Below are 19,838 nucleotides of genomic sequence, written 5' to 3' on the forward strand. Positions count from 1 at the left end.
TCGGGAAGTAGCTCAGCTTGGTAGAGCACCTGGTTTGGGACCAGGGGGTCGCAGGTTCGAATCCTGTCTTCCCGATTAGATACTTTTATGTATCTTAAATCGCGGTGTAGCTCAGCTGGCTAGAGCGTCCGGTTCATACCCGGGAGGTCGGGGGTTCGATCCCCTCTGCCGCGATTAGGTCTTGGACCTTTAGCTCAGTTGGTTAGAGCAGACGGCTCATAACCGTCCGGTCGTAGGTTCGAGTCCTACAAGGTCCATCCGAACGCTGTTTGGTGGGCGTTGAGGTTTATTGACTTATATGTTACAATTACTTTGTTGTTTTTGGAGGATTACCCAAGTCTGGCTGAAGGGAACGGTCTTGAAAACCGTCAGGCGAGTCAAATCGCGCGAGAGTTCGAATCTCTCATCCTCCTTTATATTATCGCGGGATAGAGCAGTCTGGTAGCTCGTCGGGCTCATAACCCGGAGGTCGTTGGTTCAAATCCAGCTCCCGCAATTTTGGTTCGTTGGTCTAGTTGGTTCAGGACGCCTGCCTGTCACGCAGGAGATCACGAGTTCGAGTCTCGTACGAACCGCTTAAATGGCTCGGTAGCTCAGTTGGTAGAGCAACGGATTGAAGCTCCGTGTGTCGGCAGTTCGATTCTGTCCCGCGCCACTTAATTTAATATTTTTATGCGGGTGTAGTTTAGTGGTAAAACCGTAGCCTTCCAAGCTACTGTCGCGAGTCCGATTCTCGTCACCCGCTTTTATTTGTTTTATTTGGGTCTATAGCTCAGTCGGTTTAGAGCGCACGCCTGATAAGCGTGAGGTCGATGGTTCGAGTCCACCTAGACCCATTGGAGAAGTACTCAAGTGGCTGAAGAGGCGCCCCTGCTAAGGGTGTAGGTCGCGCAAGCGGCGCGAGAGTTCGAATCTCTCCTTCTCCGTTTATTATGACCCGTTGGTCAAGTGGTTTAAGACACTGCCCTTTCACGGCAGTAACATGGGTTCGAATCCCGTACGGGTCATCATTATTTTTACTATATAATTATCGCGGGATAGAGCAGTCTGGTAGCTCGTCGGGCTCATAACCCGGAGGTCGTTGGTTCAAATCCAGCTCCCGCAATTTTGGTTCGTTGGTCTAGTTGGTTCAGGACGCCTGCCTGTCACGCAGGAGATCACGAGTTCGAGTCTCGTACGAACCGTATCATTATCATATAAAAAAAGAGATGAATTATTCATCTCTTTTTTTATATCTATTAATTGTTGGTTGGTGCAACCCGTTGATAACTGGCTGAGCGGTAATCAATGTTAGGATCGTTTTTAAATTTAGAAACAATACTTTCAGGACGATTAGCCCAATCATTGTATGCGTATGCTCCACGCCATAAAGTGAGAATAATACGCTTAGTATGATCCTTTGAATCTGACATATAATACCCCGAAAACATTCCGCTTGGTAATTCAGGACTGCTCATGAAGGTGTTCATGTTTGCATCTAAAACTTTACGTTGGTCATCTGATGGTGAAAGTTCCACATAATTGATGAAATAACTCCAGTTGTCTTCGCCAACATGTGAAAGGACGTCATAAGTGATGGGACTTTTGAAAATTGATTCCTTTCCACTGTAATCCAGGAGCTGGAGGCCTGAATCATTATTGTTGGTGGAGAATAGTGCTAAATCCCTTTCAGGATTACTTTTCATGATGTGCACTAATACATTCTTAGTGCCAAATGTTACAGAAATTTGTCTTATCATATTATTAACTTCCTTTTGGTGTAAATTGCTTCATAATTAGTTTAGAATAAATCCTAATGAGTTAAAAGGAAAATGTCCTAATTTTTGGAAATGGGGGATAAAAATGAAACTTACGGTTTTAGGTGATTATGGTGGTTATCCTTATGATGGAATTGGTACTAGTGGATATTTAGTTACTAGCGGTAACTTTAATTTGTTAATTGACTGTGGGAGCGGAGTAATGCTTTCATTAGAAAGGGTTTTAGATCCACTAAAATTAAATGCAGTTATCTTGTCACATTATCATGCAGATCACATCGCTGATGTTGGGGTGTTACAGTATTATTGGCAGTTAAGTGATAAACGTTATGACACCGATGTTTTGCCAATTTACGGAAACACAGCTGATCAGATTCATTACAACCAGTTAGATTGGCCCAATTCGACTGAAAAAGAACCCTTTAGTGTCGATAGTGAACTTGAAGTGGGACCATTTACAGTCACATTTTTAAAGACAATCCATCCCGTGCCAGCCTTTGCGATGAAGATTGTTGAACGATCATCTGGAAAAGTATTGAGTTATACAGCTGATACACGTTATTTTGATGGTCTAATTAATTTTGTTAAGAACTCTGATATGTTAATATCAGATACGAATTTCTTTGAGGACGTGGATGGTAAGTTGTGGCATATGACCTCTAAACAATCTGGTCACTTAGCTCGATTGTCTGATAGTAAGAACCTGTTAATAAGTCATCTCCCTCAAAGTGGTAGTCACGTAAAATTGTTACAGCAAGCACAAAAAGCCGCTGGCAAAAAGGTTAATGTTGAATTGCCTAGAATAAGAAAGGCAATTAGGATTTAGGAGGCGATTCATTTTATGAAATTCCATCGTGTTAACAAAGATACAATCCGTGTACTGATTAACAAGGAAGACTTAAAAAAACATGGAATTGGAATGCTTGATCTTTTAGGAAATCGAGAAAAATGTGAACAATTTTTCTATAGCATTCTTGATGAAGCTGACGTTGAAAAAGACTTTACGGATACAGATACGGTTTTGTTTCAAATTCTTCCTAGCCAAGATGGATTAGAGTTATTTATTAGTAAAGATAAGAATATTTCGAATCAAATTGGCGATAATGGTGGGATGTTACCTCCATTAAATGAAAAAGGAAAACAAAGAACCAGCAAAAACGTTAATGAAATTCGCAAGATGTATGATATCTTTGATAAAAAGACTGGTAAACGACTAATTCCAATCAAATTCAATTCATTTGATGATTTAATTGGTCTTGCCAATAAATGGAAGGAAGTTACTCCCCGCCATTCAGTAGAATTAAAAACTGATTTGTATCAATATCAAAATTCGTATATTATTATGTTTAGATACTATTTGAATGGTCAATACGATAGTGAGGGTAATTCTAATCTTGATGACCTTAATCATATGATTAATGATGAAATGGGAATTGTTTATGAGTATGGGAAAATTGCGCCGCTGACTGAAGACAAATTAAAGAAGTATGGTAAGCAAATTACGGTTGGTGATGCACTTGAAACAATTGCATATTATTTTAAGTAAAAAGATTCGCATTTAGCGAATCTTTTTTCGTATATTGCGAAGGGTCTTTTTTATGTTAATGGCTTTAGAAAATGGAAAGCTTGTTATGGCACGAGATGCCAAAAAGAATCATAAATATTATTGCTGTGATTGTGGTGAATTGGTAGTTTTGAGAAAGGGTATTAATAAAATTCCACATTTTGCTCATCAAGCAAATTCGAAGTGTAAAACGGGAGCCGGTGAATCTTATGCGCATACACTTGGCAAAGACATCATATTAAACTCGTTACCATGTGATGCTGATGTAGAGGTATATTTACCAGCTTTAAAGCAACGAGCAGATATTCTTTTGAGTAATATGGCAATTGAGTATCAATGCAGTCCTATTAGCTTTCAACAGTTGAGTAAGCGGGTAGCTGGTTACCATTCAATTGGTCTGGAATCTTCGTGGATCTTGGGAATGAAATATTATAAAAAGAAGGTTTCGAGTCCTTCGGTACTTCAATTCATTAGATATCATAAAAACACGGGGTACTATCTTGTTTATATGAATTCTTTTAGATCACGATATTTTATCCGCTACCAAATTCATCAAGTTGATGGGGTCTATCGTTACCGAGAGAAGTCATTTAAACGCTGGTATTCAATGTTTGAATTTTTTAACAAAAAGCAATCTGATAAATTAAAGCAGCCTAATTTAATCAAAGTATGTAAACAAATTGAGAAGAAAGTTCGCTATCGTGATCAGGGGATGATGGCTTTACAGGAATACTGTTACCTAAATGGAAAAACGGTGACTGGATGTCCACTTATTTGTCATCATTATCGGATGTTGCCTCCAATTTTCGGTCACCAGTGGTTGACTTGGGAAATAATTTTCATCTGTGAACTAAAAAAGTGGGTTGGTAAAAGTATTTTTCAATTTATGGATAAAGTATATCAAGAAAGCCATTTTGCTGATCCAAATGATCAATTTGTTTTTCTAACCAATGTTGAAAATGTAAGGAAGGCTTATATTCAAAGGTTTGTGGCTTGTTTGATTCATAATAAGCTGTTGGTGATTGATGATGGAAAGATTGAACGAGTTGAAGAATTTACGTGGTATAGAGATGTTTATGCTAAGATAAGCATGATTAAGAAACGTTCATGAAATGGAGATTGTAAAATGTCAAAGATAAATGATTTGCCAAATCGAAACGAGGTTCCAAAAGAATTAACTTGGGATTTGACTACTGTGTATAAGGATCATGCGGAGTTCGAACGAGCATATAGTGAAGCTAATGATTTAGTTGGAAAGGTTAGTCAATTAAAGGGGCAACTTGGCTTAAATAGTGAGTCGCTTTTAAATGTAATTAGGCAAGTATTGGACTTGAATCGAAAATATGAAAAATTATATGTTTATGCTCAGTCAGCTAGTGATGTTGATACTACTAATAATGAATTACAGAGTGACATGGATCGGGTTGAAAAACTAGGAAGTAAGGTGGGACAATCACAGTCTTGGTTAGAGCCCGAAATCATTTCCTTAGGGTCTGAAAGCATCGAACAGTTTATTAAGGAAAATCCAAAGTTAAAAGAATATCGAAGACTTTTTGATAAGATTTTAGTTAATCAGGATCATGTCTTACCTGAGGACCAAGAAAAGTTGATGGCTAGGGCTTCAACAATTTTTGAGGCACCCGAAAAGACATTTGGAATCTTAGATAGTTCTGACCTTAAATTTCCTCAGGTGGATGATGGGTCAGGTAAAAACGTACGACTTTCTAACGGTATTTATAGTTTACTCTTGGAGTCGCAAGATCGAAAAGTGAGAAAGAATGCTTTCAAATCCTTTTACTCAACCTTTGATCAATTTCAAAACACACTTGCTTCAACTTTGTCAGCCGAAGTGTCTGTTCATAACTTTGAAGCACAGACGAGAAAATATGATTCAGCAAGACAAATGGCAATGAATGAAAATGAGATTCCTGAAACTGTCTATACAACCTTAGTAAAAAGTGTTCATGAACACTTACCGTTATTTCATCGGTACGTTGCGCTTAGAAAAAAAGCTTTAAATGTTTCTGAATTACACATGTATGATATGTACGTGCCATTAAGTGGAAAACCAAGTCTTAAGTATTCCTTTGGTCAAGCCAAGGATGAAGCTTTAAAAGCACTAAGTGTTTACGGTCCGGACTACGTTAAACATGTTAAAGAAGAATTTAATAATCGCTGGATTGATGTAGTTGAAAATAAAGGAAAACGCACGGGAGCATACTCATCTGGGATGTATGATACGAATCCATTTGTTTTGCTTAATTGGCAAGATAATCTTGATAATTTATACACTTTGGTGCACGAGACAGGACATAGTATGCATAGTTACTATACTTCTCATAACCAACCATACCAGTACGGCGATTATTCAATCTTCGTAGCTGAAATTGCGTCAACAACTAATGAAAACATCCTGACGGATTATTTACTTAAGAATAATTCAGATCCAGAGGTTCGCAAATACATCCTTAATTCCTATTTAGATGGAGTAAAGGGAACAATTTTTCGGCAAACCCAGTTTGCTGAATTTGAAGAGTTTATCCATCAATCAGAACAAGAAGGAAAGTCGTTAACTGCGGACTTTATGAACAAATATTACTTTAATTTGAACCAAGAATATTATGGAAAAGACGTTGTTTCTGATCCTGAGATTCGACTTGAATGGTCCAGAATTCCTCATTTTTACTATGATTTCTACGTTTATCAATACGCAACTGGTTTTGCGGCTGCTTCCGCATTAGCGGATCGAGTTATGAGTGGAGATCCTAAAAAGATTGATTCGTATCTGAACTATTTAAAATCAGGAAGTAGTAAGAATCCTATTACTATTATGAAAGCAGCTGGAGTTGATATGACTAAACCGGATTATTTAAATCAAGCCTTTGATAAGTTTGAAAAACGCTTAGATGAACTGGAAAAAATGCTTTAGATTTACTATAAGCACAATGTTTGAAATATTATGTGAGAGGAATATGCTGTACTTGTAATTAATTGAGGAGGGGTGTTTGCATGACAGCTAAAGATGAAACATTTACATTAAACAATGGGATTAAAATCCCACAGATCTTTTTTGGAACCTATGAAATTCCAGCTAGAGAGACGGAAAAGAGTGTCGATCAAGCATTAAAGGATGGTTATCCTGGGATCGATACTGCACGTGATTATGGAAATGAACGTGAAGTTGGAAATGCAATCAAGAACAGTGATGTTAACCGTGATGATATTTTTCTAACCACTAAGATTGAAAGCCCAGAATCTTACGATGAAGCAACTAAAATGATTGATGAAGCATTAGAAAAATTACAAACTGACTACATTGATTTAATGTTGTATCATTGGCCTGCAGGTGCTCTAACTGAAACTTATCGTGCCATGGAAGATGCCGTTAAGGCTGGTAAACTAAAGAGCATCGGTTTGTCCAACTTTTATGGTGATGATCTCAGTACCATTTTGAAGAGTGCAACCATTAAACCAGTTGTCGATCAAGTTGAGACTAACGTATTTCGGCAACAAAGGGACTTTTTGCCGGTTGCTAAAAAAGATGATTTACGACTGGAAGCTTGGTCACCATTTGCACGAGGTCGTAACGGCTTCTTTACCAATGAAACGTTGGGAAAGATTGCTCAAGCTCACGATAAGACCATTGGTCAGGTGGGCCTTCGCTTCTTAATTCAAAATGGAATTATTGTTTTACCACGATCCACTAAACCAGATCGGATTAAGAGTAATTTGGATATTTTCAATTTTGAGTTAACACCCGATGAAATGAAAGAAATTAATAAGCTAGATACTGAAAAGAGCCAGTTTGGTTGGCTTTAGTAATAAAAAAGTGGTCTCGCACTATTAGGTGCGAAACCACTTTTTTTATTCTAGAGAACCCTTAGATTATTTGTTTGTTTAATTTTACCATCAAGCTCTCTTGATTCCTTTTGAATTATGTGATTACAAATATCAAATAATTCTTGGTAATCAACTTTATCAATTAGTAAACCGTTGTCTGAAGAATCACAGTCAAATATTACTAAATTACCATGATTTGAAATATTCATTTCTGAAATCATTTGTTGATCAGATTGAAAGGTGCTCTCAGTTAATTTTGAACGACGGTCTTCTTTAAACATTTCCAAGTCTAGATTAGCTTTTTGGGCAATGTCGTAAACTAAGCTATCACAGTAAGTCATGTTTCTTTTTAGAATGTCGTGCTGTAGTGCAAACAAAAAGGTTCGACCCTTTTTTGCTCCTTGAAATAGTGCTGCTTTATAATCAAGGATTAGTTTATATGGAAGAAGTTGTGAGTGAGCTTCCTTATTACCTGATATAACGCTAAGGTTCATGATCGGAATGATTCGAAATGATGTCTTACAGGGTAATTGCTTTGATAAACGATCAATAGTTTGTTCAGATTCAGCACAATCACTGCAAGTTGGGTCTACAAATAAATATAGTTCAATCATAACTTTTTCCTTTCCTAGTTTGTTATCTTTCTCTTCTATAACGACGCACTTACTAGATTATCATTTTTTTATAAAAATTCAATAAATTTGTTTTAGTACTCTTATTATACTGGGATGATAATTAAGTGTGGTATTATGTTTCTGGAACAATATGACAGACTGGAGATTGTTGTTTTATGGTAAAGAATTGGGATGACTTTTTATTTCCATATCAAGAAGCTTCAAGGGAATTAAAATTAAAATTACGTGGGATTCGCTCAGAGTACTTAGAACGCGGCGAACGCTCACCAATTGAGTTTGTTACTAGTAGAATTAAACCAATTGATAGTATCAAAGAAAAAATGCAGCGACGTCACATTGAGGAAGCGCGCTTGTCTGAAGACATGGAAGATATTTGTGGATTGCGCATTATGTGTGAATTTCTTGATGATATTTACACAGTAGTAGACATTCTTAGAAAACGAAATGACATTAATATTTTAGAAGAACGGGATTACGTTAATAATGAAAAGGCCAGTGGCTACCGTTCATACCACATTGTATTTAATTATCCCTTGCAGTTAGTCGATGGGCAAAGGGATATTCTAGCTGAAATTCAAATTAGAACTTTAGCAATGAACTTTTGGGCTACCATTGAACATTCTTTAAACTATAAGCATCCTGATGTTTTTCCTCCTGAAGTTCATAAGAGGTTACAGGGGGCATCGGAAACCGCTTATAAGTTGGATGAAGAAATGTTAGAGATTAAACAAGAGTTAGATCGAGATCTTAAGGATCAAAACGATAAACACGAATCGAGGGACCAAAAATGAAAATTGCAATTTATAGTAACGATGGTGAGACCTCGAGTCGAATTGCATCGGAATTATCAAAAGAGATTGAAAATGCAAAAGATTTAGAAATTGATGAACTTAATCCTGAAATTGTAATTTCCGTTGGTGGAGATGGTACGTTACTTTCTGCTTTTCATCATTACGATGATTTGACTGACAAGATTAGGTTCGTTGGAATTCACACGGGTCATTTGGGATTTTATACTGACTGGCGTGATACTGAAGTGACCCAGTTGGTTGAAAGTTTGAAGCATGATAATGGTCAAAGTGTTAGCTATCCCTTATTAGATATCGAAGTAGATTATGCTGATGGTGGCCAACCAGATTATATGATTGCGCTAAATGAGGCTACCTTTAAAAAACTGTTCGGAACGATGGTGGCCAAAGTCTTCATCAAAGGAGAACTTTTTGAAAACTTTCGTGGCGATGGATTATGTATTTCAACTCCCACTGGATCAACCGCATACAATAAATCAGTAGGGGGAGCAATTATTTCGCCTAAGTTCAATTCAATTCAAGTGGCTGAGATGGCTTCAATTAATAACCGGGTTTTTCGAACGATTGGTTCACCGATCATTATTCCACCAACTGAATCTATTACGATTGTGCCGGAGGTATCACTCCATAACGTTCTAACATACGACCAGTTATTAATTAAAGATCGTCCAATTAAGTCCATTAAATTCAAAATTTCCAAACGAAGAATTTATTTTGCCAAATATCGTCACACTCATTTTTGGCAGCGGGTAAGTAATTCATTCATTGGGGAAACCCTTGACGATGATTAGTTTTGATTGGATTTATGATGAATATAAACCCATGAAAGTCAGAACGTTTGTGATGAAAAATGGGGTTACCAGATCGCTGCTTAAAAGTATTCGTTATCATGGTGGTCACTTGATGGTAAATAGTAGGGATGTTTATACTAGTTTTGAATTATCACGTGGTGATCGAGTTAAGGTTATTTTGCCACCTGAAGAACAAAATGATTTTTTGCAGGTTTCAAATTTACCGATTAAGATTTTATTTGAAAATGATAATTTTTTGGTAATTGATAAGCCGGTCGGAGTTGCTTCAGTTCCTTCACATATTTATCCTAATGACACAATTTTAAATCGTGTTTTAGGTTATTATGTTCGTAATGATTATCCAAGTAAGAAGGTTCACATCGTTAATCGGCTTGATCGTGATACGAGTGGTCCGGTTATTTTTGCTAAGAATCATTTAGCTCATTCGGTACTTGATAAGCAACTGAAAGACCGACAGGTAAAAAAATATTATGTTGCCGTTGTGTTAGGTGAACTTAACATCAAGCACGGGCAGATTGTGCTCCCAATTGGTAGAAAACCAGGATCATTTATCGAACGAGAAGTCAGAAATGACGGCAAATATTGTCGAACTGAATTTTGGACATTGAAGGTTAATAATGGAATGTCGTTGGTCAAGATTAGGTTGCATACGGGGCGAACACATCAAATTCGGGTTCATTTTGCAAGAATTGGCTATCCGCTTGTGGGAGACTGGCTATACAATCCTTACGAACACAGCAATAAACGGCAAAAATTGCATTGTTATCAGACAATTTTTTTTGATCCGTTTGAAAAAAAAGACGTCAAAGTCGAATCCCAAATTCCCAGTGATTTTAAAGAGTTATTGAATTAATATTTATTGATTTTTATAATATTTGGTTAGCTAAAACGTATAATTCTAGGAAACTGGTGTCCTAGAATTTTATTTTTTCATGAGTTAAAGATGAGCCAAAATAAATAATTAAGTAAATTGGGGTAGACATTTTTAAGATTTCACTTTAGAATAATTACTATTAATATTGTTTATATTTTTATTAATTTTTGATCGTTAGATGTTATACTTAATTATGATGTTACAGTTTTTAAAAGGAGAGATAATTGATGAAGAAGCTCATTAAGAAGCACAACCAAATGGCTCTTAGTACTGGAGAAACTAAACGCCGTAACAAATTGGTGAAAACCAAAAAGGGCTGGATGAAAGTAGCTATGGGTACGGTCTTTGCCAGTGCGGCATTGTTCACGTTTAACTTAAATAGTTCAGTAAATGCTGATAAGGTAAGTACTGTCCCAGTTTCTGAAAGTGAACCGGCTTCAAATGTTCAACCAAAGAAGGAAATTGTTCAAGAACAACCAACAGTTGCAAACACTAATCAAACCCAAAACGATAGTGGTTCAACCCAAGTGGAAAACACTAATAAGACTGCCACACAGTTACAACAAGCAGAATCAGTAAATGGTGAGACAAATACAGAAGTTAAGAATTCTTCTGAAACAAATGTACATACACCAACATTACAATCAAGTGATTCTAAACAATCTCAGAACGAAAATGAAGTTACTACTGATAATCAACAACCAACTAAGACTGATCAATCAGCTCAAACTAACTCATTAAATGATAGTAATGCTGTTTCAAAATCGACTGAGACTAATAATGTCAAAGATCAGAATGATTCTAATGAACAGCAACAATCACCAAAAGTTTCAAAGACTAGTGATCAACAGCAAATAACAAAAGCTCCAAAAGCTGGTGCCAGTCAACAATCAGCACAGAATTCTGAAGTTGCTCTCAAGGCAGCTGATAATGCTGAAAACGAGAACAAAGTTTCTGAAAATAATAATGAGCATCAACAGAATGCAGATCAAAATCAAAACGTTAACTTAAAGGCTGACGTTGCCACTCCAGATAAGCAGATTGGTCCTGGTTATTATGATTCAAGCGTTGAAAACAACGTAAATCAAAACGTGCAACGCCCATCACAATATACTAATTTTAATGTTTCAAATAACACTAATTTTGCCAGTTATACTCAGGACTTTATTAATAAGGTGACTCCTGGTGCAATTGCTGGATGGAAGAAATATGGTGTTTTACCATCAATTTCAATCGCTCAGGCCATCATTGAAAGTGGTTGGGGGAGATCTGGATTAGCCGTTAAGGGTAACAATTTATTTGGAATCAAGGGTTCTTATAACGGTCAATCAATTTACTTTCCAACTCAAGAATACATCAATGGACACTGGGTTACTGTTCAAGCAGCCTTTAGATTATACCCAAGCTGGGCTGCAAGCATTGAAGACCATGGTGCTTTCTTAAGAGACAACCCACGTTACAGCAACTTACTTGGCGTACGAGATTACGTGAGTGTAGCCTATGCTTTACAAAATGATGGATATGCGACTGATCCTAGTTATGCTCAGACACTTATTAACTGTGTCCGTAACTATAATTTAACTAGCATCGATCAAATTGCCTTTCAAGATGAAGGTAATCCACTACCAGCTCCTGATGTTAAGCCAGCTTCTGGTACTTATACCTTCAGTCAAACCACCAATATTAGAACCTCACCAAGCCTAAGTGCTCCAGTTGTAGGACAATATAAGGCTGGAGAAAGTGTCATTTACAATGGTACTGTTGATGCTGATGGATATACATGGTTAAGATACAAATCATATTCTGGTGATGATTTGTATGTTGCTAAGGTAATCGACGTACCAGCCTCAAAGCCAGAGTCAAATGTCACACCAGCTTCTGGAACCTATACTTTTGGTCAAACTACTAACATTAGAACTGCCCCAAGTACTAGTTCTCAGATTGTAGGTCAATACGATGCCGGTGAACGAGTTGTTTATGACGGGACTGTCCAAGCCGATGGATACACATGGCTAAGATATCGTGGTGGATCAGGTGCCTATCGTTATGTTGCTAAATTAAGCAATACTTCCACTCCCGCACCTAACCCAGATGCAAACGTTAAGCAAGAATCAGGGATGTATACCTTTAATCAAACTACCAACATTAGAACTGCTCCAAGTACTAGTTCACAAGTTGTGGGACAGTACGATGCCGGTGAGCGAGTTGTTTATGATGGTACTGTTAATGCCGGTGGATACACATGGTTAAGATATAAGGCAGCTTCAGGTGCCTACCGTTACGTTGCCAAACTAGATAACAATACTTCAACTCCAAACAACCAACCAAATGTCACTGAAACTTCAGGTACTTATACATTTGGTCAAACTACAAACGTCAGAACTGCTCCAAATACTAATTCACAGGTCGTAGGCCAATATAATGCTGGTGAACGAGTAGTGTACGATGGCAAAGTAATTGCTAATGGATACACATGGTTAAGATATCGTGGTGGATCAGGTGCCTACCGTTATGTTGCTGAATTAGGAAATGGTTCTGTTTCTGGTAACAACCAATCAGACGTTACTCCCACTTCTGGCCGATTTACTTTCAGACACGCTACTAACATTAGAACTTCACCAAGTACTAGTTCACAAGTTGTGGGACAATATGATGCTGGAGAAAGCGTTGTTTATGATGGCAAAGTAATTGCTAATGGATACACTTGGTTAAGATACCGAGCAGCTTCAGGTGCTTACCGTTACGTTGCCGACTTGAACTAAAATTAATTAGGTGAAAATAATTTTTAGAAACACCCTTAAACATTTTCAAATAAATGAAATGGAGTATGGATTATGAACTTAAAGAAAGTAACCTCACTAATTTTAATTAGTTTTGCAGTGGTCACCATTGGAGTGTTTGTGCCTAATGTGGGACATGTTAATGCGCAAACTACTCAATTTGCGCAGGGTAATAGTGGTCAAGGGGAGATTGTAGTTCACTACGTTGATCAAAATGGTCACGTAATTCGTCCTGCAACCACCGCCATGGGAGCAACTGGTAGTACCTATATTGCGTCGATTCCTAACATTCCTGGATACAAGTATTCTAGTATTCAAAATGGACAAAATAATAGTAATGGTCCCCAAATGACATTTGGTGGTAGTGATAGTTCGACAGATATTATGGAAATGACGATTATTTATTCATCAACTGGTAACAGTACGGCAAATAATAAACAACCTAACCGTGCTAATGCTGGTGTGAGTTCCAATGGTAGTAATGGTAGTCAGACTAATGGTAAAAATAATAACGGGACTAGTGATAGTTCAGCTACTGGCACCCAGAAAAATGCTACTAGTAATAATCAGACAAATGAAAAAAAGCAAAATGAAAAAGCCAAGGATCAATCAAAGGCCAAAGGTAATTCCCAAAAACCCAATGCTGATAAGAATGCCAAGGATAAAAAGAATCAATCTGATAAGAAGAATCAGAAAAACAAAAAGGCAAAAAAAGATCATGACAAAAATGATGCTAAGCACGAGAAAAAAGATGGGAGCATTACTCCCTGGGTAGTTGGAGGAATTATTGTGGTGGTAGTTGCTGGAGTTGGTGCTTTTCTATGGCACAAGTTCAGAGGACCACGTCATTTTGAACATTAAGAAAGTTCATTGATTGGAGAAAAACAAATAATCCCGTAACGCTAGTTTTTAGCGTTACGGGATTATTTTTATAGCTGAAGCTATTTTTTGTTAATTATAATATTGGGATCAGCAATCTTTTGGACCTTATCCAATTCATCTTTGGACTCTACGAGTGGAATTAACTGAAGATTCTGATAATTTTTTATTTTTGCAGATAAACTTTCTATTCTGGTTGATGCAACTACTCCAGCAAAGTTATTGTTATCAATCCAGTTCAGAGTATCAGTCCAATTTTTTTCAATTATTTGATCAAATGCAGGTGAAAAATACAGTTGCATGCCGCCTGCTGCTGCCATCAAAATTTCCATGGCCTCTAAGTCGACTTTATTTTGGTCATTTAAAGCACCAATAATGACACCATCAACACCTAACTCTTGGCATTGGAAAAGATCATCTTCCATTATTTTTATCTCAGAATCATTAAAGGTACTAGTATTATTATTTGATGAAATTAAGACGTCGAGGCTTCGCTTTTTTTCGTGAGCATATTTACATGCTTCTGCGATAAATCCACGACTAGGGGTCATCATTTCCTGATTAATTGCAATTTTTAATTGAGAACTTTCAAGTTCAGCAGATACCTCCCTAAATTTTGATACAAGTGGTTCGACGATTGTCATATAAACTACCTCCTGCAACAATTATAACTATTATAGATCTGAATTGACATCGATTTTGCGCTTAAATGGAATTAGACGCGTGATATAATTGAAAAAGAAAGTTATTGAACGAATTATTGGAGGATGTAAATGACTAATCATATTGCATTATTTGAACCATTAATGCCAGCTAATACTGGCAATATTGCAAGAACATGTGCGGGAACTGATACCGTTCTTGATTTAATTAAACCGTTGGGTTTTTCGGTTGATGATAAACACTTAAAGAGAGCTGGATTAGATTACTGGGATAAGGTTAAGATCAATTATCACGAAAATCTTCCTGAATTTTTAAAAACCATTCCAGACAAGCAAAGGTTGTTTTTGGTTTCAAAGTTTGGGAAAAAGGTGTATACAGATCCCAATTATAGTGATGATAACGTGGATTATTATTTTTTGTTTGGAAAAGAAACGACGGGATTGCCCGAAAACTTTGAACGTCAGTATTCCAAACAAGCTATTAGAATTCCTCAAGATGATTCTCATATTCGAGCGTTGAATTTATCGAACACTTGTGCGATTGTAATATATGAGGCTTTAAGGCAACAGAAATTTGCTGGACTTGAAGTGACTCATACTTATGAGCACGATAAATTAAAATAATGCGAAGGGGTGCCTTAGTTGGCTCAACGAAAAACAAAACGTAAAACTACAAAGCGTAAAATAACGAGAAAACGTCGTCCAAGGAAAAAAAGAAATTCTGTTTGGAACAAATTAAAGAACTTTTGCGGTGAAAAGAAATTAAATATCATTGGTTTGATTTTTATGTTGATCGCCGTTTTAGGCTTTTTCAGCTTAGGAATGGCGGGGACCCTGTTTGCTAATGTATTTCGGTTAGTGGTTGGGAACGCCTACCAGGTTTTGGCAATTTTTCTAGGTGTTTTTGGCATCTTATTGCTTCTAGGAATTAAGATTCCTCGAATCGATTACCATTATATTTTGGGTTTTTTGATAGCATTTATTGGTTGTATTTTAAACTTATCCATTACCTTTTCGAATTCTTTAAATTCCCATGTTAACTTTGTGTCCACCACCTTCAATGCGTTACTTTCTGATATTACTAACGGTGTCTCTACTAGTAACGTTGGGGGTGGGATGATTGGCGCTACGTTATTATCTTTTTTCGATACCCTTATCTCGTTAGTAGGGACTTTGATCCTTGCTTACAGTTTAATGGTCGTTGGAGCGATCATCTTCTTTAAACTACCAGTTATTAAGTGGCTCAAAGGCTTTTTGACTTGGTCAGCTAAGTGGTTTACTGCGATTATTGCGTCATTTAATCGGGCGCACCTGAATAATCAAGAGCGACGAAATAATCGAAAATTACAAAAGCAGCAATCAGCAAAGACAAATCAGTTTCAAGATTATCTAGGACATCAAAAAGAAAATGAGAAGAACAGTTCGAAGTCTCAAGCATCCGTTAATTCGCCAACTGCTCCAGTCAATAAGCCAAGGGAACATGTTGGTGTTAAACAAAATGAGAATACTCCTCACATAACGGTTGCAAGTAAGAAGCCTAAACGGAATCATTTTGATAATGAAACCAAAACGAGTTTACCAACTTTTGAAAATAATTCTTCTGGTAACCACTATCAACTTCCTTCAACTAATCTCCTTACTAAAGTGCCAGAGCAAGATCAGACTGCAGAATATAATGCGATCGATAAAAATACGAAAATTCTACAAAAGACTTTAAAGAGTTTCGGGGTTGATGCTGAGGTAAAAAATGTAAGCTTAGGACCATCGGTTACCGAATATGAGTTGCATCCAGCAATTGGTGTAAAAGTTTCTAAAATTGTCAATTTGAGTGATGATATTGCACTTGCATTAGCAGCAAAAGACATCAGGATTGAAGCACCAATTCCAGGCAAATCTTTAATTGGGATCGAAGTTCCTAATAAAGCAATTTCGACCGTTTCGTTTCGGGATGTATTTGAAAATCAGACCGGCAATAACCATGGTATTTTAAATGTTCCTTTGGGTAAAAACGTTAACGGTGACGTTGTTTCTTGCGATATTACCAAGATGCCTCATTTGTTAATTGCGGGATCAACTGGAAGTGGTAAGTCGGTTGCAATTAATTCAATTCTCACTAGTATTCTTTTAAAAGCTACTCCCGACCAGGTTAAATTTATGTTAATTGACCCTAAGAAAGTTGAGTTGGGTGTTTATAATGGTATTCCTCATCTTTTAAGCCCAGTGGTTTCAGATCCTAAGAAAGCCGCTCGCGCTCTTCATAAAGTGGTTGATGAAATGGAACATCGTTATGAGATGTTTGCCCAGACAGGTCAACGTAAAATTAGTGGATATAATAAGTATATTCAAGAAAAGAATCGGACTGAAGGGACGGCCCTTCCAACTCTCCCATACATTGTAGTGGTTGTTGATGAACTAGCTGACTTGATGATGACGGTCTCAAATGAAGTGGAGAGTGCCATCATTAGACTAGCTCAGATGGGAAGAGCAGCTGGAGTTCATATGATTTTGGCAACTCAACGTCCGTCAGTTGATGTTATTACCGGATTGATTAAGGCTAATGTCCCATCAAGAATCGCTTTTGCGGTATCAAGTGGAGTTGATTCAAGAACAATTTTAGATACGAATGGAGCTGAAAAATTGCTTGGGAGGGGTGATATGTTGTATCTCCCGATCGATCAAAACATTCCAGCGCGTGTCCAAGGTTCCTTTATTTCTGATAGTGATGTTGAAAACGTGATTGATTTTGTCAAGAAACAAGCTGAGCCAGAATATGATGACTCAATGATGGTTACTGATGCTGAAATTAAAGAAGAAGAAAAAGACGATGATGAGGATGATCTATTTGATGATGCTCTAAAATTTGTTGTAAAAGAACAAAAAGCCAGTACGTCGATGATTCAACGTCAGTTTCGAATTGGTTATAATCGGGCGGCTCGGATTGTTGATGATATGGAACAACGTGGGTATATCGGACCACAGCATGGAAGTAAACCTAGAGACGTCTATAAGAAGCCTTCTTCTGATGATGAAAAATAAAAAGACACTCTGAATTTGCTTCAGAATGCCTTAAAACGATATTATTAATTTACATGCCACCAAAGAAAGCAGCTGCTGATCCAGCAACCACTGATAAAATGGTTGCAATAATCATTAACCAAACAAAGATCATTAAGATCTTTTGAAACGTTGTTTTATCTTTCCATTTATTCAAAGTATCCACCACTTTCAGTATTCATACTGTCACAATTCTAACTTTGAACTAAAAATATTGCAAATCACTTATTATACCTAATTTACGAGGTTAAAAATGGTCAATTATGTATCTAATCTCCATTTATTAGTGGAGTCATTAATTAAGCCTTTATTACTTTTCATTATTATTGGTTTTATTATTATTTTTTTTAAGCGCATTACTAAAAATCGGATGTTTCAACGGCTGAGTGTTCTTGATTCATTTCCAATCATTGGAATTTGGTTAGTTCACGTCATTACTATGACGAGTCATGGATTTTCGTTTTTGCCATTATTCATTTTGGCTTGGATGATAATTGGGATTATCTTTTTGTTTTACCGAGTGATCGATGAAGGACAGTTGTTGCCAAAACAATTTTTAGTTAATTTTTGGCGAATAAGTGACATTTATTGGATAATTATTTTTATATTTTCTTTGATTGTAAAAATTATTATAATACACTGATATAAAAGCATTCCTGGGATTTGTTTTCCGGAGTGCTTTTATTTTTTGTGGATTTTTATGGAGGCAAAGTGGTAGGAAGTGGTTTATTGTGGTAAACTAAATTTATATTTAGGGGAGAAGGGAATGATGAATTATGTTCATGGGCGAATATCGACATAACATCGATGCCAAGGGACGTCTCATCATTCCCGCTAAATTTAGAGATTTATTAGGAGATAAATTTGTCATTACTCGTGGTTTAGATGACTGTCTTTTTGGGTATACCGAGAATGAATGGCAAAAAGTTCAGGATAAGATTAATGAACTGCCCTTTAACAAAAAAGATGCGCGAATGTTTGCACGTTTTTTCTTTTCTGCGGCCACTGAATGTGATATTGATAAACAAGGCCGAGTCAATATCCCGACCGCTCTTTGTAAGTATGCCGACCTGGCCAAAAGCTGTGTTTTGGCTGGAGTATCGACTAGGTTTGAAATTTGGGATGCTTCTAAGTGGGATAGTTATACGGATGAGGCTGCGAGTGAGTTCAGCGATATTGCTGAAAATTTACTTGATGTCTAACTTGAGGTGAATTTTAATGTCTACGTTTAAACATCAAACGGTTTTATTAAATGAGGCTATTCGTGGTCTGAATGTTAAGCCCAATGGAATCTATGTTGATTGTACTCTTGGAGGCGGAGGCCATAGTTCTAAGATCTTGTCGGAACTAAAAAATGGCCATTTATACGCTTTTGATCAAGATCAAGTTGCCATCGATTATAATCAAACCAATTTAGAAAAGTTCTTAAAAGATAATGAAATTACTTTTATTCATGATAATTTTAGAAATTTTAAACGTGATTTGAAACGTTATGATGTCGTTGGAATTGATGGGGTTGTCTATGATTTAGGAGTTTCTTCACCACAATTGGATGATGCCGAGCGGGGCTTTAGTTATCAAAAGGATGCTCGTCTTGATATGCGGATGGATCAAAGAAACGATCTAGATGCTTGGGAAGTTATTAATTACTGGTCGTATGAAAAGTTAGTGAAAATTTTTTATCGTTATGGTGAGGAAAAATTTTCTAAGCAAATTGCTCGTAGTATTGAAAAAAATAGAGCTGATCATCCAATTGATACTACAAGTCAGTTAGCTGAAATCATTAAGGATGCCATTCCAGCTCCAGCACGAAGACATGGTGGTAACCCAGCTAAGCGCGTTTTTCAAGCCGTACGAATTGCCGTTAATGATGAGTTAGGCGCTTTAGAAGATTCACTTGAGCAGGCGTTAGACATGTTAAATGTTCATGGTCGGATTAGTGTAATCACGTTTCAATCGCTTGAAGATCGTTTGGTAAAGGGGATTTTTAAAGAAAAAACCACCATTCAAGATTTACCCCATGATTTACCGGTCATACCGGATTCAATGCAACCAAAGTTTAAAATGGTCCAAAGAAAACCAATTTTACCCAGTGCTGATGAACTTAGTCAAAATCATCGATCGCACAGTGCCAAACTCAGAATCATTGAGAAAATTAAATAGGAGGTGGGA

The 19,838-nt window shown here is 36.9% G+C and carries 19 protein-coding genes and 13 tRNA genes; 28 read left to right on the top strand and 4 right to left on the bottom strand.

What is annotated here, in order from left to right; genetic code table 11:
• The first annotated feature begins 1 nt into the window (after window position 1).
• The 13 genes from AC6UD6_RS02070 (at window position 2) to AC6UD6_RS02130 (ending at window position 1,184) form a co-directional block, all read left to right on the top strand.
• Window positions 2-75, top strand: a tRNA-Pro gene (locus AC6UD6_RS02070).
• Between the two features lie 25 nt (window positions 76-100).
• Window positions 101-174 (top strand) — tRNA-Met (locus AC6UD6_RS02075).
• 9 nt (window positions 175-183) lie between these two features.
• Window positions 184-257, top strand: a tRNA-Ile gene (locus tag AC6UD6_RS02080).
• Window positions 258-323: 66 nt separating this feature from the next.
• A tRNA-Ser gene (locus tag AC6UD6_RS02085) sits at window positions 324-413 on the top strand.
• Window positions 414-422: 9 nt separating this feature from the next.
• Window positions 423-496, top strand: a tRNA-Met gene (locus AC6UD6_RS02090).
• 4 nt (window positions 497-500) lie between these two features.
• Window positions 501-575, top strand: a tRNA-Asp gene (locus tag AC6UD6_RS02095).
• Window positions 576-582: 7 nt separating this feature from the next.
• A tRNA-Phe gene (locus tag AC6UD6_RS02100) sits at window positions 583-655 on the top strand.
• Between the two features lie 19 nt (window positions 656-674).
• Window positions 675-745, top strand: a tRNA-Gly gene (locus tag AC6UD6_RS02105).
• 16 nt (window positions 746-761) lie between these two features.
• Window positions 762-836, top strand: a tRNA-Ile gene (locus tag AC6UD6_RS02110).
• Window positions 837-838: 2 nt separating this feature from the next.
• A tRNA-Ser gene (locus tag AC6UD6_RS02115) sits at window positions 839-926 on the top strand.
• A gap of 8 nt (window positions 927-934) precedes the next feature.
• Window positions 935-1,007: transfer RNA gene (locus AC6UD6_RS02120), tRNA-Glu, on the top strand.
• Between the two features lie 24 nt (window positions 1,008-1,031).
• Window positions 1,032-1,105 (top strand) — tRNA-Met (locus AC6UD6_RS02125).
• A 4-nt stretch (window positions 1,106-1,109) separates the two neighbouring features.
• Window positions 1,110-1,184 (top strand) — tRNA-Asp (locus AC6UD6_RS02130).
• 54 nt (window positions 1,185-1,238) lie between these two features.
• On the opposite strand, the gene AC6UD6_RS02135 is transcribed toward AC6UD6_RS02130, so the two are convergent.
• Window positions 1,239-1,739, bottom strand: coding sequence for a hypothetical protein (locus AC6UD6_RS02135; protein ID WP_500693954.1), 501 nt, complete (start codon window positions 1,737-1,739; stop codon window positions 1,239-1,241).
• 103 nt (window positions 1,740-1,842) lie between these two features.
• On the opposite strand from AC6UD6_RS02135, the gene AC6UD6_RS02140 reads away from it, so the two are divergent.
• The 5 genes from AC6UD6_RS02140 to AC6UD6_RS02160 all read left to right on the top strand — a co-directional run bounded on the left by AC6UD6_RS02140 (window position 1,843) and on the right by AC6UD6_RS02160 (window position 7,140).
• Window positions 1,843-2,583, top strand: coding sequence for an MBL fold metallo-hydrolase (locus AC6UD6_RS02140; RefSeq protein ID WP_500695515.1), 741 nt, complete (start codon window positions 1,843-1,845; stop codon window positions 2,581-2,583).
• 15 nt (window positions 2,584-2,598) lie between these two features.
• On the top strand, window positions 2,599-3,303 hold the full coding sequence (locus AC6UD6_RS02145; RefSeq protein WP_500695516.1) for an adaptor protein MecA: 705 nt from the start codon (window positions 2,599-2,601) through the stop codon (window positions 3,301-3,303).
• Between the two features lie 58 nt (window positions 3,304-3,361).
• A complete protein-coding gene (locus tag AC6UD6_RS02150; protein ID WP_500695517.1) occupies window positions 3,362-4,432 on the top strand; it encodes a competence protein CoiA in 1,071 nt (356 codons plus the stop codon).
• Window positions 4,433-4,447: 15 nt separating this feature from the next.
• A complete protein-coding gene (pepF, locus tag AC6UD6_RS02155) occupies window positions 4,448-6,250 on the top strand; it encodes an oligoendopeptidase F (protein ID WP_500695518.1) in 1,803 nt (600 codons plus the stop codon).
• A gap of 80 nt (window positions 6,251-6,330) precedes the next feature.
• A complete protein-coding gene (locus AC6UD6_RS02160; protein ID WP_500695519.1) occupies window positions 6,331-7,140 on the top strand; it encodes an aldo/keto reductase in 810 nt (269 codons plus the stop codon).
• Window positions 7,141-7,190: 50 nt separating this feature from the next.
• Here AC6UD6_RS02160 and AC6UD6_RS02165 read toward each other — a convergent pair whose 3' ends face one another.
• On the bottom strand, window positions 7,191-7,775 hold the full coding sequence (locus tag AC6UD6_RS02165; protein ID WP_500693948.1) for a DsbA family protein: 585 nt from the start codon (window positions 7,773-7,775) through the stop codon (window positions 7,191-7,193).
• A 176-nt stretch (window positions 7,776-7,951) separates the two neighbouring features.
• On the opposite strand from AC6UD6_RS02165, the gene AC6UD6_RS02170 reads away from it, so the two are divergent.
• The 5 genes from AC6UD6_RS02170 (at window position 7,952) to AC6UD6_RS02190 (ending at window position 13,932) form a co-directional block, all read left to right on the top strand.
• Entirely contained in the window at window positions 7,952-8,587 is a 636-nt protein-coding gene (locus AC6UD6_RS02170; protein ID WP_500695520.1) for a GTP pyrophosphokinase, read from the top strand.
• Complete coding sequence (locus tag AC6UD6_RS02175) at window positions 8,584-9,396, top strand: NAD kinase (protein WP_500693946.1); 813 nt, start codon at window positions 8,584-8,586, stop codon at window positions 9,394-9,396. The genes AC6UD6_RS02170 and AC6UD6_RS02175 overlap by 4 nt, the downstream gene beginning before the upstream one ends.
• The gene (locus AC6UD6_RS02180) at window positions 9,389-10,270 is read left to right on the top strand and encodes an RluA family pseudouridine synthase (protein WP_500695521.1); all 882 of its coding nucleotides are present in this window, start codon (window positions 9,389-9,391) and stop codon (window positions 10,268-10,270) included. Before AC6UD6_RS02175 ends, AC6UD6_RS02180 begins: the two co-directional genes overlap by 8 nt.
• 248 nt (window positions 10,271-10,518) lie before the next feature.
• Complete coding sequence (locus AC6UD6_RS02185) at window positions 10,519-13,053, top strand: SH3 domain-containing protein (RefSeq protein WP_500695522.1); 2,535 nt, start codon at window positions 10,519-10,521, stop codon at window positions 13,051-13,053.
• 72 nt (window positions 13,054-13,125) lie between these two features.
• Window positions 13,126-13,932, top strand: a complete 807-nt coding sequence (locus tag AC6UD6_RS02190; RefSeq protein WP_500695523.1) for a MucBP domain-containing protein — start codon at window positions 13,126-13,128, stop codon at window positions 13,930-13,932.
• An 80-nt stretch (window positions 13,933-14,012) separates the two neighbouring features.
• Here AC6UD6_RS02190 and AC6UD6_RS02195 read toward each other — a convergent pair whose 3' ends face one another.
• Window positions 14,013-14,594: a copper homeostasis protein CutC gene (locus tag AC6UD6_RS02195; protein ID WP_500695524.1), complete on the bottom strand. Its 582-nt coding sequence runs from the start codon at window positions 14,592-14,594 to the stop codon at window positions 14,013-14,015.
• Between the two features lie 129 nt (window positions 14,595-14,723).
• Here AC6UD6_RS02195 and AC6UD6_RS02200 point away from each other — a divergent pair, with 129 nt between their 5' ends.
• Both AC6UD6_RS02200 and AC6UD6_RS02205 read left to right on the top strand, forming a co-directional pair.
• On the top strand, window positions 14,724-15,236 hold the full coding sequence (locus AC6UD6_RS02200; protein ID WP_500695525.1) for a tRNA (cytidine(34)-2'-O)-methyltransferase: 513 nt from the start codon (window positions 14,724-14,726) through the stop codon (window positions 15,234-15,236).
• An 18-nt stretch (window positions 15,237-15,254) separates the two neighbouring features.
• Window positions 15,255-17,648: an FtsK/SpoIIIE family DNA translocase gene (locus tag AC6UD6_RS02205; protein ID WP_500695526.1), complete on the top strand. Its 2,394-nt coding sequence runs from the start codon at window positions 15,255-15,257 to the stop codon at window positions 17,646-17,648.
• A 49-nt stretch (window positions 17,649-17,697) separates the two neighbouring features.
• Here the strand turns inward: AC6UD6_RS02205 and AC6UD6_RS02210 are convergent, their stop codons facing one another.
• The gene (locus tag AC6UD6_RS02210; protein WP_500693939.1) at window positions 17,698-17,823 is read right to left on the bottom strand and encodes a DUF4044 domain-containing protein; all 126 of its coding nucleotides are present in this window, start codon (window positions 17,821-17,823) and stop codon (window positions 17,698-17,700) included.
• Between the two features lie 96 nt (window positions 17,824-17,919).
• Here AC6UD6_RS02210 and AC6UD6_RS02215 point away from each other — a divergent pair, with 96 nt between their 5' ends.
• From AC6UD6_RS02215 to rsmH, 3 genes are all read left to right on the top strand, one after another.
• On the top strand, window positions 17,920-18,309 hold the full coding sequence (locus AC6UD6_RS02215; RefSeq protein WP_500695527.1) for a DUF3397 family protein: 390 nt from the start codon (window positions 17,920-17,922) through the stop codon (window positions 18,307-18,309).
• Between the two features lie 133 nt (window positions 18,310-18,442).
• Entirely contained in the window at window positions 18,443-18,868 is a 426-nt protein-coding gene (mraZ, locus tag AC6UD6_RS02220) for a division/cell wall cluster transcriptional repressor MraZ (protein ID WP_500695528.1), read from the top strand.
• 16 nt (window positions 18,869-18,884) lie between these two features.
• Window positions 18,885-19,829 carry a 16S rRNA (cytosine(1402)-N(4))-methyltransferase RsmH gene (rsmH, locus tag AC6UD6_RS02225; RefSeq protein ID WP_500695529.1) on the top strand — a complete coding sequence of 315 codons (945 nt, stop codon included), beginning with the start codon at window positions 18,885-18,887 and terminating at the stop codon, window positions 19,827-19,829.
• Window positions 19,830-19,838: the final 9 nt, after the last annotated feature.

Source organism: Fructilactobacillus sp. X8R2C1, from assembly GCF_059900955.1.

What these genes read in the sequence shown, in the direction of transcription:
- AC6UD6_RS02135 (WP_500693954.1), bottom strand. Translation starts at nt 1,739, where the DNA reads ATGATAAGACAAATTTCTGTAACATTTGGCACTAAGAATGTATTAGTG.
- AC6UD6_RS02140 (WP_500695515.1), top strand. Translation starts at nt 1,843, where the DNA reads ATGAAACTTACGGTTTTAGGTGATTATGGTGGTTATCCTTATGATGGA.
- AC6UD6_RS02145 (WP_500695516.1), top strand. Translation starts at nt 2,599, where the DNA reads ATGAAATTCCATCGTGTTAACAAAGATACAATCCGTGTACTGATTAAC.
- AC6UD6_RS02150 (WP_500695517.1), top strand. Translation starts at nt 3,362, where the DNA reads ATGGCTTTAGAAAATGGAAAGCTTGTTATGGCACGAGATGCCAAAAAG.
- pepF (WP_500695518.1), top strand. Translation starts at nt 4,448, where the DNA reads ATGTCAAAGATAAATGATTTGCCAAATCGAAACGAGGTTCCAAAAGAA.
- AC6UD6_RS02160 (WP_500695519.1), top strand. Translation starts at nt 6,331, where the DNA reads ATGACAGCTAAAGATGAAACATTTACATTAAACAATGGGATTAAAATC.
- AC6UD6_RS02165 (WP_500693948.1), bottom strand. Translation starts at nt 7,775, where the DNA reads ATGATTGAACTATATTTATTTGTAGACCCAACTTGCAGTGATTGTGCT.
- AC6UD6_RS02170 (WP_500695520.1), top strand. Translation starts at nt 7,952, where the DNA reads ATGGTAAAGAATTGGGATGACTTTTTATTTCCATATCAAGAAGCTTCA.
- AC6UD6_RS02175 (WP_500693946.1), top strand. Translation starts at nt 8,584, where the DNA reads ATGAAAATTGCAATTTATAGTAACGATGGTGAGACCTCGAGTCGAATT.
- AC6UD6_RS02180 (WP_500695521.1), top strand. Translation starts at nt 9,389, where the DNA reads ATGATTAGTTTTGATTGGATTTATGATGAATATAAACCCATGAAAGTC.
- AC6UD6_RS02185 (WP_500695522.1), top strand. Translation starts at nt 10,519, where the DNA reads ATGAAGAAGCTCATTAAGAAGCACAACCAAATGGCTCTTAGTACTGGA.
- AC6UD6_RS02190 (WP_500695523.1), top strand. Translation starts at nt 13,126, where the DNA reads ATGAACTTAAAGAAAGTAACCTCACTAATTTTAATTAGTTTTGCAGTG.
- AC6UD6_RS02195 (WP_500695524.1), bottom strand. Translation starts at nt 14,594, where the DNA reads ATGACAATCGTCGAACCACTTGTATCAAAATTTAGGGAGGTATCTGCT.
- AC6UD6_RS02200 (WP_500695525.1), top strand. Translation starts at nt 14,724, where the DNA reads ATGACTAATCATATTGCATTATTTGAACCATTAATGCCAGCTAATACT.
- AC6UD6_RS02215 (WP_500695527.1), top strand. Translation starts at nt 17,920, where the DNA reads ATGGTCAATTATGTATCTAATCTCCATTTATTAGTGGAGTCATTAATT.
- mraZ (WP_500695528.1), top strand. Translation starts at nt 18,443, where the DNA reads ATGTTCATGGGCGAATATCGACATAACATCGATGCCAAGGGACGTCTC.
- rsmH (WP_500695529.1), top strand. Translation starts at nt 18,885, where the DNA reads ATGTCTACGTTTAAACATCAAACGGTTTTATTAAATGAGGCTATTCGT.